The organism is Paraburkholderia sp. UCT70 (assembly GCF_050434085.1).
Lineage (GTDB): Bacteria > Pseudomonadota > Gammaproteobacteria > Burkholderiales > Burkholderiaceae > Paraburkholderia > Paraburkholderia tuberum.
The window spans coordinates 3,350,351-3,365,782 of the sequence record NZ_JBNPVZ010000004.1 but is presented as its reverse complement, the minus strand read 5'-3'; the positions used below and the strand labels follow the sequence as shown (position 1 = coordinate 3,365,782).

General features: G+C 65.5%; 14 protein-coding genes. 10 read left to right on the top strand and 4 right to left on the bottom strand.

The window, feature by feature from the left end; genetic code table 11:
• The first annotated feature begins 7 nt into the window (after window positions 1–7).
• Genes OKW41_RS41275 through OKW41_RS41260 form a run of 4 tightly spaced genes read left to right on the top strand, consistent with a single transcriptional unit; the run spans window position 8 to window position 3,835 of the window.
• The gene (locus OKW41_RS41275; RefSeq protein ID WP_429575995.1) at window positions 8–1,273 is read left to right on the top strand and encodes a vWA domain-containing protein; all 1,266 of its coding nucleotides are present in this window, start codon (window positions 8–10) and stop codon (window positions 1,271–1,273) included.
• Complete coding sequence (locus tag OKW41_RS41270; RefSeq protein ID WP_429575994.1) at window positions 1,264–1,872, top strand: CoxG family protein; 609 nt, start codon at window positions 1,264–1,266, stop codon at window positions 1,870–1,872. Before OKW41_RS41275 ends, OKW41_RS41270 begins: the two co-directional genes overlap by 10 nt.
• Window positions 1,845–2,867 carry an XdhC family protein gene (locus tag OKW41_RS41265; RefSeq protein ID WP_429575993.1) on the top strand — a complete coding sequence of 341 codons (1,023 nt, stop codon included), beginning with the start codon at window positions 1,845–1,847 and terminating at the stop codon, window positions 2,865–2,867. Before OKW41_RS41270 ends, OKW41_RS41265 begins: the two co-directional genes overlap by 28 nt.
• Complete coding sequence (locus OKW41_RS41260) at window positions 2,855–3,835, top strand: hypothetical protein (RefSeq protein WP_429575992.1); 981 nt, start codon at window positions 2,855–2,857, stop codon at window positions 3,833–3,835. Before OKW41_RS41265 ends, OKW41_RS41260 begins: the two co-directional genes overlap by 13 nt.
• Before the next feature lie 11 nt (window positions 3,836–3,846).
• On the opposite strand, the gene OKW41_RS41255 is transcribed toward OKW41_RS41260, so the two are convergent.
• The 3 genes from OKW41_RS41255 to OKW41_RS41245 all read right to left on the bottom strand — a co-directional run bounded on the left by OKW41_RS41255 (window position 3,847) and on the right by OKW41_RS41245 (window position 5,714).
• Window positions 3,847–4,884 carry a serine/threonine protein kinase gene (locus OKW41_RS41255; protein WP_429575991.1) on the bottom strand — a complete coding sequence of 346 codons (1,038 nt, stop codon included), beginning with the start codon at window positions 4,882–4,884 and terminating at the stop codon, window positions 3,847–3,849.
• A gap of 218 nt (window positions 4,885–5,102) precedes the next feature.
• A complete protein-coding gene (locus tag OKW41_RS41250) occupies window positions 5,103–5,315 on the bottom strand; it encodes a hypothetical protein (RefSeq protein WP_018419122.1) in 213 nt (70 codons plus the stop codon).
• Window positions 5,316–5,549: 234 nt separating this feature from the next.
• Complete coding sequence (locus OKW41_RS41245) at window positions 5,550–5,714, bottom strand: hypothetical protein (protein WP_429575990.1); 165 nt, start codon at window positions 5,712–5,714, stop codon at window positions 5,550–5,552.
• Between the two features lie 25 nt (window positions 5,715–5,739).
• Between OKW41_RS41245 and OKW41_RS41240 the strand changes: the two genes are divergently transcribed.
• The 5 genes from OKW41_RS41240 (at window position 5,740) to OKW41_RS41220 (ending at window position 13,850) form a co-directional block, all read left to right on the top strand.
• Window positions 5,740–8,922, top strand: coding sequence for an efflux RND transporter permease subunit (locus OKW41_RS41240; RefSeq protein ID WP_429575989.1), 3,183 nt, complete (start codon window positions 5,740–5,742; stop codon window positions 8,920–8,922).
• A gap of 103 nt (window positions 8,923–9,025) precedes the next feature.
• Window positions 9,026–10,336, top strand: a complete 1,311-nt coding sequence (locus OKW41_RS41235) for an efflux RND transporter periplasmic adaptor subunit (RefSeq protein ID WP_429575988.1) — start codon at window positions 9,026–9,028, stop codon at window positions 10,334–10,336.
• Between the two features lie 26 nt (window positions 10,337–10,362).
• A complete protein-coding gene (locus tag OKW41_RS41230; protein ID WP_429576553.1) occupies window positions 10,363–11,913 on the top strand; it encodes an efflux transporter outer membrane subunit in 1,551 nt (516 codons plus the stop codon).
• Window positions 11,914–12,150: 237 nt separating this feature from the next.
• On the top strand, window positions 12,151–13,341 hold the full coding sequence (locus OKW41_RS41225; protein WP_429453616.1) for an MFS transporter: 1,191 nt from the start codon (window positions 12,151–12,153) through the stop codon (window positions 13,339–13,341).
• A gap of 326 nt (window positions 13,342–13,667) precedes the next feature.
• The gene (locus OKW41_RS41220; protein WP_184002864.1) at window positions 13,668–13,850 is read left to right on the top strand and encodes a hypothetical protein; all 183 of its coding nucleotides are present in this window, start codon (window positions 13,668–13,670) and stop codon (window positions 13,848–13,850) included.
• A 100-nt stretch (window positions 13,851–13,950) separates the two neighbouring features.
• On the opposite strand, the gene mgrA is transcribed toward OKW41_RS41220, so the two are convergent.
• A complete protein-coding gene (gene mgrA, locus OKW41_RS41215) occupies window positions 13,951–14,994 on the bottom strand; it encodes an L-glyceraldehyde 3-phosphate reductase (protein ID WP_429575987.1) in 1,044 nt (347 codons plus the stop codon).
• 228 nt (window positions 14,995–15,222) lie between these two features.
• Here mgrA and OKW41_RS41210 point away from each other — a divergent pair, with 228 nt between their 5' ends.
• Window positions 15,223–15,429: a DUF3185 family protein gene (locus tag OKW41_RS41210; protein ID WP_018419114.1), complete on the top strand. Its 207-nt coding sequence runs from the start codon at window positions 15,223–15,225 to the stop codon at window positions 15,427–15,429.
• Window positions 15,430–15,432 lie beyond the last annotated feature (3 nt).

Sequence of the window (15,432 nt, the reverse complement as noted above, 5' to 3'; positions counted from 1 at the left end):
CGTTGGCATGACGAACGGAACCGGCTCAGGCAGGCTCGACGACACGAACCAGCACACTGCGCCCACGCTCGCGCGCAACGTCGTCCATTTCGTGCGCATGCTGCGCGGCGCCGGCTTGCCGATGTCGCCCGCACAAGCAGTCGACGCACTCGCCGCGTTGCAGTGGATCGACCTCGGCCGCCGCGACGACGTGCACGCCGCGCTTGCCGCGCTGCTCGTCACCGCGCCCGACGAACGCGAACTCTTCAATGCCGCGTTCGATCTGTTCTGGCGCGACCCCGATTGGGAAGGCAAGCTGCGCGCGCTGCTGCTGCCGAAAGTGCGCGACGGGCTGCCACCGCCTAAGCGCAACAACCGTCTCGCCGATGCGCTCGCGGTGCGCATGCCACCGTCGCCGCATCTGAATGCGCCGCAGGAAACCGAGCAGCACGAGTTGCATGCGCAGTTGACGTTCAGCGCGGAAGAGCGGCTGCGTCATCGCGATTTCGACACGCTGAACGCCGACGAATGGCGCACGCTGCGGCATCTGATTCGCGGCCAGCGGCTGCCGCTCGCAACCGAATCGACGCGGCGCCTGAAGGCGGCATCGCACGGCACGCATGCGGACTTGCGCGCGAGCGCGCGGCATGCGGTGCGCGCCGGTGGCGACTGGACCGTGTGGAAGTATCGCGCGAGGGTGGAGCGCAAACCGCCGCTCGTGCTGCTGCTCGACATTTCCGGCTCGATGAGCAACTACTCGCGCGCGGTACTCTACTTTTGCCACGCGTTGTTGCAGTCGCGCGAACGTCTGCAGGTGTTTCTGTTCGGCACGCGGCTCACGAACGCGACGCGCGCATTGCGCGAACGCGATCCGGACGTCGCGATCGCGACGCTCAGCGATCAGGTGATCGACTGGTCGGGCGGCACGCGCATCGGCGCGGCGCTCGCCGAGTTCAACCGCCGCTGGGCGCGCCGTGTGCTCACAGGTCGTGCGACGGTGCTGCTCGTCACCGATGGTCTCGATCACGAAGCGATCGACGTGCTCGATACCGAAATGGCGCGGCTCGCACGCTTCGCGCATCGCATCGTGTGGCTCAATCCGCTGCTGCGGTTCAGCGGCTTTACTCCGAAGGCGCGCGGCGTGCAGGCGATCCTGCCGTATGTCGACGCGCATCGTCCGGTTCATAATCTAGACAGTCTCGCAGCGTTCGGCCACGATCTCGCGCAACTGACGCGCGCGCCTCGCCACGCCGTCACCGCGACGACATTCGCAGGAGCAACGTCATGGAATTGAGCGAAACTCATACGCTGCCGGTCGCGCAGCAGCAAACCTGGGACGCGTTGAACGACACCGAGATTCTGCGCGCTTGCATCCCCGGCTGCGAAAGCATCGACCCGGACGGCAAAAACGCGTACCTGGTCACGCTGAGCGCGGCGGTCGGCCCGGTCAAGGCGCGCTTCAAGGGGCGCATGCAACTGACCGATATCGACGCGCCTAACACCTACACCATTGTGTTCGAAGGCCAGGGCGGCGCCGCGGGTTTTGCCAAGGGCAACACGCATGTCACGCTCGAAGCCGACGGCGATGCCGCGACGAAGCTCTCCTACACCGCCAATGCGCAGGTCGGCGGCAAGCTCGCGCAGATCGGCTCGCGGCTCGTCGACGGTGCGGCGCGCAAGATTGCGGGGGAGTTTTTCAAGCGCTTCGGCGCCCAGCTCTCGGGAGACAATAGCGCTCATGAAACAGCGGAAGGCGACGCCTCGGTGGATACCGAAGCCGAAGCCGCATCCGCCTCTGAGCAAACGGAATCGAACGAAGCCGCGGACGGCGAGTCCGGCGGCGAAGCAAAGAAAGGGAAGAAATCATGGACAGCGTGGATCTCGAAGTTCTGAAAACCAGCGCCCGCTGGCTGGCGGACGGACATCGCGCGCTCCTCGTGACGGTCGTGAAGACGTGGGGCTCGTCGCCGCGTCCCGAGGGCGCGATGCTCGCGGTGCGCGACGACGGTCTCGTGGTGGGCTCGGTGTCGGGCGGCTGCATCGAAGACGATCTGATCGATCGCGTGCGGCAACGGGGCATCGAGCAGACACATCCGGAGGCGGTGAAGTACGGCATCACGGCCGAGGAAGCGCATCGCTTCGGCCTGCCGTGCGGCGGCACGATCCAGCTCGTGCTCGAACCGTTGACGCGGCAAAGCGGCATCGCCGAGCTGTGTCACGCGGTCGAAAATGGCCGGCTCGTCGCGCGCGAACTCGACATGACGACGGGCGCGGTTCGGCTCGACAACGCGCAGGCGACCGACGGCGTGCATTTCGACGGTGAGCGTCTGTTGACGATCCACGGCCCGCGCTACCGGATGCTAGTGATCGGCGCCGGGCAGTTGTCTCGCTACCTGTGCCATATCGCGGTGGGGCTCGATTATCAGGTGACGGTCTGCGATCCGCGCGAGGAATACACCGAGGAATGGGACGTGCCGGGCACGAAGATCGTGCGCACGATGCCGGACGATACCGTGATCGACATGAAGCTCGACGAGCGCTGCGCGGTGATCGCGCTCACGCACGATCCGAAGCTCGACGATCTCGCGCTGATGGAAGCATTGAAGACGCCGGCGTTTTATGTCGGCGCGCTCGGCTCGCGCAGGAACAATCACGCGCGACGCGAGCGCCTGAAGGAGTTCGATCTGAACGAAGCCGAACTGGCCCGCTTGCATGGACCTGTCGGCATTTATATCGGCAGCAGGACGCCGCCCGAGATCGCGGTGTCGATTCTGGCGGAGGTGACGGCGGCGAAAAATGGCGTGTCGCTGCCGACGCTTTTGAAGGTCGAAGGCGCGAAGGCCGCGCGGGAGATTGCGGCGTCGGGTGGCGCCGCTTGCAGCGTGTAGCCCGTCGACATCGCGCAATTCCGCTCTACGGCGCGCTGCTCGACGCGGTCGGCGTGCGCAACGAGCCGGCGTTGATCAGCAGCGGCACGATCTACACGCTGCCGAGCGTCCCGGGCTACGGCGTCATCAATCATGCGATCACGTGGCTGCCCGATTTGCAGATGTACGCGGATTCGACCGGGTCGAACGTCGAATTCGGTTTTCTGCCTTCGTCCGACATGGACCGTCCTACCGTGCTGATCGGCGACGGCGTGCTCGCGCAAACGCCGGCCACCGCGCAGATGTCGCGCAGCACCGATCTCGCGATCAAGATCGAGCCGGATGGCTCGGCGAGCTTCACGTATCGGCTGCAGGATGCCGGGCCGTACGCCGAGCAGGCCCGCGCGCGGCTGCGCACGCAAACGCCCGCGCAACGCGAGGAATCGATTCAGGCCGAGTTACGCAACGCGAATCCGCGCGGCACCGCGACGCTGACGACGAGCGACCTCAGCGCGGCCGACGGCCCTCTCACGCTGACGATGAAAGGCACGCTCGAGAGTCTCGTGGTGACCGGCATGACGGCCTCGATTCCGGCCTTGACGAGCCTCGGCGGCGGCGTCGAAGCCGACACGCGCTACTGGCTCGGCGAACGCACGCGCACGCAGCCGTTCGTGTGCCACAACCTCGCGATCCACGAACGCGCGCGCATCGAACTGCCGGCCAATTTTCGCGTGCTCGACATGCCGGAGGCGCAACGCACACAGGACCGCTTCGTCGATTTCACGTCGCAGTACGCGTTCGACCCGCGCAGCAACGTGGTCACGATGACGCGTGACGGCGCCACCCATTTCGACAGCGACGTCTGCACGCCCGATGATTTCACGCGCATGCGTCCCGCGATCGAAGCGATTGGGCGGGACGTGCGCGCGGAGGTGATCGTCAGATCGACGTTGGTGGAGTCGTCGAATGTGGCGTCGCAGGCGCCTTGACCGTCATTACGTCAAACCGGCCACAACGGCCCTTCCTGCATCGCGCCGATCTGCTCGCGCATCTCGAGGATCCGATCTTCCCAGTAGCGCTGTGTGTTGAACCACGGAAACGCGGCCGGAAACGCCGGATCGTTCCAGCGGCGCGCGAGCCATGCCTGATAGTGAATCAGCCGCAACGTGCGCAGCGCTTCGATCAGATACAACTCACGCGGCTCGAATTCGCAGAAATCCTCGTAACCGGCGAGCAGATCGGCCAGCGCGCGCGACGCCTCCGCACGCTCGCCCGGCAGCAGCAGCCACAGATCCTGAATCGCGGGCCCCATGCGGCTGTCGTCGAAATCGACGAAATGCGGGCCCGCGTCGGTCCACAGCACGTTGCTCGGATGACAGTCGCCGTGCAGACGCAGCCTTCGAATCTCGCCAGCCCGCTCGAACGCACGCGCGACGCCTTCGAGCGCGAGATTCACGACGGTTTCCCACGCGGTGCGCAGATCGTCGGGCACGAAACGGTGCGCGAGCAGGAAGTCGCGCGGCTCGTAGCCGAACGCGTCGATGTTTAGCGTGGGACGTTCTACGTAGTCCTGGGTCTGCCCGATCGCATGAATGCGTCCGATGAAACGCCCCAGCCATTCCAGCGTGTCGCTCCGGTCGAGATCCGGCGCGCGACCGCCGCGTCGCTCGAAGACCGAGAAGCGGAAGCCGTCGAAGCTGTGCAGCGTGCGGCCATCGAGCTCGCACGCGGGCACCGCTGGGATCTCGCGCGCGGCGAGTTCGGCGACGAACGCGTGCTCTTCGAGAATCCCCGCGTCGCTCCAGCGCTCGGGACGATAGAACTTCGCGACTACGGGCGGACCGTCTTCGACGCCGACCTGATACACGCGATTTTCGTAGCTGTTGAGCGGCAGCAGACGGCCGTCGGTACGCACGCCAGTCGTTGCGAGCACGCCGTCGATCGCGTCGAGCACGGTTTCCGGCGTGAGCCGCGCGAATGGCACGGCGCCATCGGCGCCGGCCTCGGGATAGGAATTGTCGGGAATGGTGTCGTTCATGCCCCGCATTGTGCGCCGCGCCGCGGGTAAAGACGAGGGCGACGACTCACAATGCGTGCGTGGCATCGCTAGAAATACGGGCTGATTTGGGACGCGCCGTGAATCGACGCGCGCATCGGCCCACGGCGATGCTGGCGAGCCGATCTCACCTTACAGCATCACTACAGCCCGCACCTGCGGGTCACACAACGGCAATGAGCAACCGGTAAGCCTCTCGTTCAATGCGTCTGCGCGCCGGCCGGACGTATCAGATCGCCGGTATCGATCAGATCCTCCAGGAAAAAGGGTTCGGTATTCAGTTGCTGCGAGGCGCCGGGCTCGCCGGCGTACCACGCCACCATCGCCATGTCGCCAAGAATGCGCATGACGATTCCGCGCGCGCCTTGCGGCACGGCGATATGTACCGATCGCACAATGGAACCGACTTCCATGATAATTCCCCGCTTCCCTTAGCCGGCTTTATGATTTCACGCCGGTCGAGGTGATGATAAAAACGCCGCTTCGCATTTGACGTTGCGTGCGCACTTAATCCGTCGCGCGCATGGCGCGTGAGAGCTTCGAGTCATTGTTCCCGCTTTGCGGGGCTTTGGGAAGGCGAATAGAAGGCTTTCACCAGTCGTTTCGCCCTATTCCCATTACGCTGCGCACGGCCGATGATCTCGGCGTCAGACGTCGTAATGCAGACCATCATAAACCCTGCGGGGGGAGACATCAAAAACGTGCACGGCCAGAACGATCTGCCAGTTGCGGGCGCCGCGCGGCTTCGCACCTGCCTTCGCGCCGAGGTGCGCGCCTGCGTTTCCGGTCCGCGCGGCGCGGTCGCCGCTCATTTCATCCGTCTGCGCTAGGCTAGTCATGTGGATCGTTCGTCTCGCGCTACGGCGCCCCTATACGTTCGTCGTGCTGGCGCTGCTGTTGCTGATCGTCGGACCGTTGACCATTCTGCGCACGCCCACCGACATCTTTCCGAACATCGATATTCCGGTGCTCTCGGTCATCTGGTCGTATAACGGCCTGCCCGCCGACGAAATGGAGCGGCGCATCGCGCTGAACTACGAGCGCGGCTTGTCGGTGGCGGTCAACGATATCGAACACACGGAATCGACATCGCTGAACGGCATCACCGTCATCAAGATCTTTTTCCAGCCGGGCGCGAATATCGACGAAGCGCTCGCCGAGGTCACCGCGCTGTCGCAATCACAAGTGCGCTCGCTGCCGCCCGGCATCACGCCGCCGTTCATCCTGCGCTACAACGCGTCGACGGTGCCGATCTTGCGGCTCGCGTTGTCGTCCGCGTCGCTGACCGAGCAGGAACTCTATGACTTCGGCAATAACTTCCTGAAGACGCAACTCGCCACCGTGCCGGGCGCATCCGCGCCGCTGCCGTATGGCGGCAAGCAGCGGCAGATCATGGTCGACATCGATTCGCGCAAGCTGCAGGAGCGCAATCTGTCGCCGATCGACGTGGTCAACGCAGTCTCCGCGCAAAATCTGATCCTGCCCTCGGGTACCGCGAAAATCGGCTCGACCGAGTACTCGGTGGAAATGAACGGCAGCCCCGATTCCCTCGCGGGCCTGAACAACATTCCGATCCGCACCACGGCAAACGGCACCATCTATATCCGCGACGTCGCGCACGTGCGCGACGGCTACCAGCCACAGACCAACATCGTGCGCGTGAACGGCCAGCGCGCCGCACTGCTGACGATCAACAAAAGCGGCAACACGTCCACGCTCGATATCGTCGACCGCATCAAGACGATGATGCCGACGCTGCGCAATCTGGTGCCGCCGTCGCTGAATATCGATCCCGTCGCCGACCAATCGCTGTTCGTGCGTGCATCCGTGCAGGGCGTATTGCGTGAAGCGCTGATCGCCGCGTGCCTGACGGGCCTGATGATTCTGCTGTTCCTCGGCAACTGGCGCGCGACGCTGATCATCGCGGTATCGATTCCGTTGTCGATGATCACATCGATCATCGCGTTGTCCGCGCTCGGTCAGACGATCAACATCATGACGCTCGGCGGGCTCGCGCTCGCGGTCGGGATTCTCGTCGACGATGCGACCGTCGCGATCGAAAACATCAGCCATCAGCTCGAACAGGGCAAGCCGCTAGAACAGGCGATTCTCGACGGCGCGCATCAGATCGCGATTCCGACGCTGGTGTCGACGCTGGCGATCTGTATCGTGTTCGTGCCGATGTTTCTGCTCACCGGTGTCGCGCACTATCTGTTCATTCCGCTTGCCGAAGCAGTGGTTTTCGCGATGCTCGCGTCGTACTTCTTCTCGCGTACGCTCGTGCCGACGCTCGCGAAGTATCTGCTGCGCTATCACCACAAGCCCGCGGATTTACATCACACACCGGTGCAAACGCGCAATCCGTTCATGCGCATGCACTACGCGTTCGAGCGCGGCTTCTCGCGTTTGCGCGAGCGCTACCGCGTATTTCTCGAAGCGCGAGTCGCGCGACCGGGACTGTTCGTCACGCTGTTTCTCGCGTGCTGTTGCGCGTCGCTGCTGTTGCTGCCGTTTATCGGCCGCGACTTTTTCCCCGCCGTCGATGCCGGCACGATCGCGCTGCACATGCGCGCGAAAACCGGCATGCGCGTCGAGGAAACCGCGGTGCTGACCGATCGTGTCGATGCGCGCATACGTCAGCTGATTCCGGCCGGCGAACTGCATTCGATCATCGACAACATCGGTCTGCCGGTGTCGGGCATCAACCTTTCGTACAGCAACACGGGCACGATCGGCACATCCGACTCGGACATCCTGATCACGCTGAACCCCGATCATCATTCGAGTGCCGGCTATGTGCGCAAATTGCGGCGCACGCTCAGCGACGAATTCCCCGGCGTGCAGTTCGCGTTTCTGCCTGCCGATATCGTCAGTCAGACGCTCAATTTCGGCATGCCGTCGCCGATCGATATCCAGATCGTTGGCCGTGAGGTTGCAGCCAATCGTGCGTTCGCCGCGAACCTGCTAAACCGTCTGCGCACGGTGCCGGGTCTCGCCGATGCGCGCATCCAGCAGCCCGCCGATCTGCCGCGGATCTTCATCGACGTCGATCGCACGCGCGCGCAGCAAGCGGGTTTTTCGCAGCGCGATATCGCGAGCAATCTGTTGATCACGCTGTCGGGCAGCCAACAGACCACGCCGACGTTCTGGCTCAATCCGCGCAATGGCGTCAGCTACAACGTGATCACGGAAGCGCCGCAATACACGATCGATTCGCTGCAATCGCTCGCGAACATTCCGCTCAGCGCCAACGGCCGCAGCAACATTCTCGGCTCGCTCGCGACGATGCGCCGTGAAGCTGGCAACGCGGTGCTGACGCACTACAACGCGCAGACCACCATCGACATCTACGGCACCGCCGACGGCCGCGATCTCGGCGGTGTGTCCGACGACATCCGCAAGATCATCGACGCATCGAAAACCGAGCTGCCGAAGAGCTCGACGATCGAACTGCGCGGCCAGGTGCAAACGATGAACGCGTCATTCTCGGGCCTGCTCGCCGGTCTGCTGTTCGCGGTGCTGCTCGTGTATCTGCTGATCGTCGTCAATTTCCAGTCGTGGCTCGATCCGTTCATCATCATCACGGCGCTGCCGGGTGCGCTCGCGGGCATCGCGTGGATGCTGTTCCTCACGCACACCACGCTGTCGATCCCTGCCCTCACCGGCGCGATCATGTGTATCGGCATCGCGACCGCGAACTCGATTCTGGTGATCAGCTTCGCGCGCGAACAGTTGCTGCTGCACGGCGATGCGACGCGCGCGGCGATCGAAGCGGGCTTCACACGTTTGCGCCCGGTGCTGATGACCGCGCTCGCAATGGTGATCGGCATGGTGCCGATGGCGATCGGGCTCGGCGAAGGCGGCGAGCAGAACGCGCCGCTCGGACGCGCGGTGATCGGCGGGCTCGCGCTCGGCACGCTGGCCACGTTGATCTTCGTACCGGTCGTGTTCTCGATGATCTATCGACGGCTCGCGGCACGGCATCAGCGCGCCGCGGAACATGTGGTGCAGAAACCATGAACCTCCAGCACGCGATGACCGTACAAGCCGGCACGCGCACCGTGCGATGCCACGGCATAAGAGGCAGCATCGACTGCCCATGCAATTTCGAAGGGGAAGTTTGATGGAAGCACAACGTCCCGGCGACTCAGGTTCAGGCTCTGGTTCCGGTGGCCACACCGCGCATGACCCGGCGAAAGCGCGACGCGCGCGCCTGATCGTGATCGCCGCCGCCGTCGCCGTGCTCGCGCTCGCCGCGCAAGGCATCTGGTCGCGCCACGATGCGCATGCGGCGCTCGAACGCGATGCCGAGCACGCGAGCCAGATGAGCGTCGAAGTCGTGCAGCCGCAGAAGTCGTCGGCCGGGCTCGATCTCGTGTTGCCCGGCAATGTGCAGGCCTTTCTCGACACGCCGATCTATGCGCGCACCAACGGCTATCTGAAGAAGTGGTACGCCGACATCGGCGCCCGCGTGAAGAGCGGCCAGCTTCTCGCGGAAATCGACACCCCCGAAGTCGACGACCAGTTGCGCGCCGCCCGCGCCGACCTCGCGAACGCCGAAGCGAACTACGCGCTCGCGAAGAGCACCGCCGATCGCTGGACAGATATGCTCAGCAGCAAGTCGGTGTCGAAGCAGGAGACCGACGAAAAAGTCGGCGACATGCTCGCGAAAAAAGCCACGCTCGACGCCGCGCGTTTCAACGTCGCGCGACTCGAGAAGACGCAGTCGTTCCAGAAGGTCTACGCGCCGTTCGACGGCACCGTGACCGCGCGCAACGTCGACGTCGGCGCGCTGATCGACGCGGGCAGCTCGGGCGGTCCCGCGAAGGAGCTGTTTCATGTCGCCCAGGCGGACCGGCTGCGCGTCTACGTGAACGTGCCGCAGGCATACGCGCAGCAGGTTCGCGCGCAGCAGAGCGCGTTTCTGACGCTGACCGAGACGCCGTCGCGGCACTACCCGGGCACGGTCGCGCGCACCGCCGGCGCGGTCGATCCGCAGCAGCGCACGATGCTCGTCGAAGTCGACGTCGACAATCGCAGCGGCGAGCTGTTGCCGGGCGCGTACGCGCAGGTGCATTTCGCGCTCGGCGCGGGCACGGCGCCGTTCACGCTGCCGGGCAACGCATTGCTGTTCCGCCCCGACGGCGTCAAGGTCGCGACCGTCGATCCGCAGCACAAGGTGAAGCTGCTGCCGGTATCGCTCGGCACGGACTTCGGCACGCGCGTCGCGATCGTGTCGGGTTTGCAGGGCAATGAGCAGGTGATTCTGAATCCGCAGGATTCGATCGTCGATGGCGCGCCGGTGCGGATCGTGCCGCGCAAGGCGGAAAGCGGTGCGGCTTCGGAGGGCGCGGCTGGGGCGGCGGGTGCGACCGGCGCGGCGGCCAGCTCGCCGGCGGCGCAAGGCGGCGCGCAGCCGGCCGCGAGGACGTGATCATGAAGAGGTCGGTTTGGCGGCGCATGGTTGCGTCATTGGCTGGGTTCGCGGCTGGGTCGGCGAGCGTTTCCGTTCGCGCCTCGGCAGTTGCGCTGAGCCTCGCCGGCGCGCTCGGCGCCTGCACCGTCGGCCCCGACTACGTGAAGCCCGCCGCCGTCACGCCCGCGACCTGGCGCGAACTCGAGGGCACCGGCTGGAAGCCAGCGCAACCGGCCGACACGCTCACGCGCGGCGCGTGGTGGCGCATCTACGGCGACGCATCGCTCGATGCGCTCGAACCGCAGGTCGCGAGCGCGAACCAGGACGTGCAGGCCGCCGAAGCGCGCTTTCGCGCGGCGCGCGCAACCGTCGCGCAATATCGCTCGCAATTCTTCCCGGCGGTCACCGCGGGCGTCCAGTATTCGCGCACGCGGACCTCGGAGAACGTGCTGCATAAATCGACCGCCGGTCTCACGCTGAACGACTATCTGGTGCAGGCCGACGCGTCGTGGGAGCCGGATCTGTGGGGCCGCGTGTCGCGCAGCGCCGAAGGCGCCAAGGCCGGCGCGCAGGCGAGCGCCGCCGACGTCGACGCCGCGCTGCTGTCGATGCAGGCCGAGCTCGCCACCGATTATTTCGAGCTGCGCGGACTCGATCAGGAGCGTCAACTGCTCGACGACACGATCAAGGCCTACCAGCAGGCGCTCGAACTGACGCAGCATCGGTACGCCGGCGGCATCGCGACCGATGCCGATGTCGCGCAGGCGCAGACGCAGTTGAAGACGACCCAGGCGCAGGCGCTCGACCTCGGCGTGCAGCGCGCGCAGCTCGAACATGCGATCGCGATCCTGATCGGCCAGCCGCCTTCGACTTTCACTTTGCCGGTCGCGCCGCTCGTCGCGATGCCGGTGGTCGCGGCGACCGGCGTGCCGTCCGGATTGCTCGAACGGCGTCCCGATATCGCGGCGGCGGAGCGGCACGTCGCCGCAATGAACGCGCAGATCGGCGTGGCCACCGCGGCGTTTTTCCCCAACCTCGTGCTGGCCGTGACGGGCGGGCTCGAAGCGACCAATTACAGCCAGTGGCTGCTCGCGCCGAGCCGGCTGTGGTCGCTCGGGCCGACGCTCGCGGGAACGCTGCTCGACTTCGGCGGCCGCGCGGCGGTCAAGGAGCAGGCGCGCGCGCATTACGACGAAAGCGTCGCGCAATATCGGCAGACGGTGCTGAGCGCGTTCGGCCAGGTCGAGGACAATCTCGCCGCGCTGCGCGTGCTCGAACAGGAAGCCGCCGTGCAGGACGACGCGGTCGCAGCCGCGCGGCGCGCGCTCGCGGTCGTGTCTGACCGCTACCGGAACGGCGCGATCACCTATCTCGACGTGGTCGTCGCGCAGACGACCGCGCTGACCAACGAGCGCAACGCGGTCGCGATCGCGCGCCGCCGGATGGCCGCGAGCGTCGCGCTGGTGAAGGCGCTCGGCGGCGGCTGGGATACGTCGATACTGCCGGGCGACGACGCGCTCGTGCATCCGTCGACGGCGACTTCGGGGGCGACGCGGGCGCCGGCGCCGGGCAGTGAAGCCGGGGCGCATGGCTAGCGCCGGGAGATAGGTGCGCGACGTGCTGCGGATGGAGCGCTGCGGGCGCACCATTGGCGCGCCGCGTTGCTCGCGACGCCGGCTTGAAACGCTTTTTCAGCGTATCCTTAACACTTTTGCGCGTTTCCGTGTGACCCAAGGAGTTTTGTTGTGACCCTGCCGCCGCAATCCCAGCGGACTGCATCTGCCGTTCCCTCCCGCGGCGCAGCTTCAGCTGCCTGCGCAAGCACCACCACCGTGTCGGACATCCCTTATCTCGAACGCGGCTCGCGCGCGTACTGGCGTGCCAGCCTCGCGCTGCTGTTCGCCGGCTACGCGACGTTCTCGTTGCTCTACTGCGTGCAGCCGCTGCTGCCGTCGTTCTCCGCAGCGTTCAACGTGACGCCGGCGCAAAGCAGTCTGTCGTTGTCACTATCCACTGCTGCGCTCGCGCTCGCGATCTTCGTCGCCGGTTTCGTCTCCGAGGGTTGGAGCCGGCACAAGCTGATGACGCTGTCGCTGACGGTGTCGTCGGTGCTGACGATTGGCGTATCGGTCGCGCCGCACTGGCAGCAGCTGCTCGTGCTGCGGACGCTCGAAGGGCTCGCGCTCGGCGGCGTGCCGGCGGTCGCGATGGCTTATCTCGCCGAGGAAGTGCATCCCGACGGCCTCGGCCTCGCGATGGGCCTGTACGTCGGCGGCACGGCGATCGGCGGCATGGCCGGGCGGGTCATCACCGGCGTGGTCGCGGATCTGTTTTCGTGGCGCATCGCGATCGGCACGATCGGCGTGCTCGGCCTGCTGTCGATGCTCGCGTTCCGCGCGCTGCTGCCACCGTCGCGCCATTTCGTGCCGCGCCGCGGGCTCGGCTTCGCGCATCACCGCACGCTGCTGTTGCGCCAGTTCACGCGACCGGGTCTGCCGCTGCTGTTCCTGCTCGGCTTCGTGCTGATGGGCAGCTTCGTCACGCTGTACAACTACATCGGCTACCGGCTGCTCGCGCCGCCGTATCGGTTGAATCAGACGGAGATCGGCGCGATTTTCATCGTCTATCTGGTTGGCGTGGTCGCGTCGCCATGGTCCGGGCGCATGGCCGACACGTTCGGCCGCGCGCGCGTGCTGACCGGGAGCCTGCTGCTGATGGTGCTCGGCCTCGCGCTGACGATGCTGCATCCGCTCGCGGCGATCGCGACCGGTATCGCCTGCGTGACGTTCGGATTCTTTGCCGGGCATTCGGTCGCGAGCGGTTGGGTCGGGCGTCTGGCGAAAGACGCGAAAGGCCAGGCCGCTGCGCTGTATCTGCTCGCGTACTACATCGGCTCGAGCCTGGTCGGTTCGTATGGCGGCCATGTGTGGGCCGGTCATGGCTGGAACGGCGTCGTCGGGCTAGTCGGTGCGCTGCTCGTGATCGGCTTGATCGCGGCGAGCCGCCTGCGCGGGCGCGAATAGCCCGGCGCATCGGTCGCGTTGCGCGGTGCAGGCACCGCGAGCCGGCCGCAATCAGCCAACCCGCATGGATCGGCGGCAAAACGAAAGGCTTGCGTAAGCGAACGTTTGCTATTTTGCGCCGCGTTTTGTTGCGGCGCGCCAATCGCCGCAGGCCGCGCCGCGCCTGGGTTCAGCAGCTTACGAATAAGCGCCGACGCGCCAGCCTGCGCCGTCGCGCCGCTCCATCGGTCTCCTATACTCGATTCGTGCAATGGCGCTGCATGATTTCGAAGCCGCGGCCTCTGCTGGAACGACACAGCAACCATCCCGCATGGGAGGAGACGAAGATGACCTACTTTACGATCGCCGATTTCATCCTGGTCATTCCAATGGCGTTGGCGGGCGCGCTATTCGTCGGCGCGCTGCCCTGCAAGACCGAATTGCGACACAACGGGTTGCGTGTGCTGGGCGCGCTGATCGGTGTGATGTGCGCGGTGGCGCTGGTCGAGGGTCTGCCGGCGCTCGTGTAGCGGCGCGGCGAAGTACCTGCAGAAAAGCCGCACGCTGAGCGTGCGGCTTTGTTTTACCCTTGCGTCCGTCCGCCTGTTGCGCGGACGGCTCCTCACGCGATCAGATCGCCTGATCCGTCGACGGCTTTTCCCACAGATTGATCCCGCCTTCGGTCGCATAGCGATCGATTGCGGCGAGTTCGTCGGCCGAGAAGGCGAGGTTCTTCAGCGCGCCGACGTTCTCGCGCACCTGCTCCGCGCGGCTCGCGCCGATCAGCACCGAGGTCACGCGTGGATCGCGCAACGCCCACGCGAGCGCCATCTGCGCGAGGCTCTGACCACGGCGCTGCGCGATGTCGTTGAGCTTCCGCACGTGCTCGATGTTCTGCGGACTCAGATGCTCGTCTTTCAGCGAACCGCCGCCCGGCTTGTTGACGCGCGCATCGGCCGGCACGCCGTTCAGGTACTTGCCGGTCAACAATCCCTGCGCGAGCGGCGTGAACGCGATCGTGCCCGCGCCGACTTCATCGAGCGTATCGAGCAGGTCGTGTTCGATCCAGCGGTTCAGCATGTTGTACGACGGCTGATGGATCAGCAGCGGCACCTTGTATTCGGCGAGCAGCTTCGCCATTTCGCGCGTCTTCGCCGACGAGTACGACGAGATGCCGATGTACAGCGCCTTGCCCTGCTGCACCGCGCTCGCGAGCGCGCCCGCGGTTTCCTCGAGCGGCGTATGCGCGTCGAAGCGATGCGAATAGAAGATGTCGACGTAATCGAGGCCCATGCGCCTCAGGCTCTGATCGAGACTCGCGAGCACATATTTGCGCGAGCCGCCGCCCTGGCCGTACGGACCGGGCCACATATCCCAACCGGCCTTCGACGAAATCAGCAACTCGTCGCGATACGGTTTGAAATCGTCCTTGAACAGACGGCCGAAGTTGGTTTCCGCGCTGCCGTACGGCGGCCCGTAGTTGTTCGCCAGATCGAAGTGCGTGATGCCGAGGTTGAAGGCCGTGCGCAGGATGTCACGCTGCGTCGAGATCGGCGTGGTGTCGCCGAAGTTGTGCCACAGGCCGAGCGACAGCGCCGGCAGTTTGAGACCCGACTTGCCGCAGACGCGGTATTGCATGTCCGAATAGCGTTCTGAAGCTGCTTCGTAAGCCATTGCTAGTGTCCTTGTCGATGAGATCGCCCGAGGATGGCGGGCGTGAGGATTCGCGCGTTGCGGGAGGCGTGCTGCTGGGGAGATTTGTTGTCGTGGTGTCGCCGCGGTGCGGCGAGACCGCTATGTTAGCCAATCGACGCGGCGCTTGCAGCGCAACCAGTATGCGGGATGGACGAGCACGCACGGCTCACCTACACTCTGGCCGGTTCAGGTTGATGGGAGGTGCAGATGACGAAAGCGATTTCGATCGCGCTGATTGTCGGCGGTATCGTGCTGCTGTATTTCGGCGGGCAGGCATTCAATTCGGTGAGCAGCGACGTGTCGCGCTTCTTTACCGGCTCGCCGAGCAACAAGGCGATCGTGCTGATCGTCGCGGGCGTGGTGGCGACGCTCGCCGGGCTGACGGGAATCGCGATGTCGGGGCGCAAGCGCTGAGCG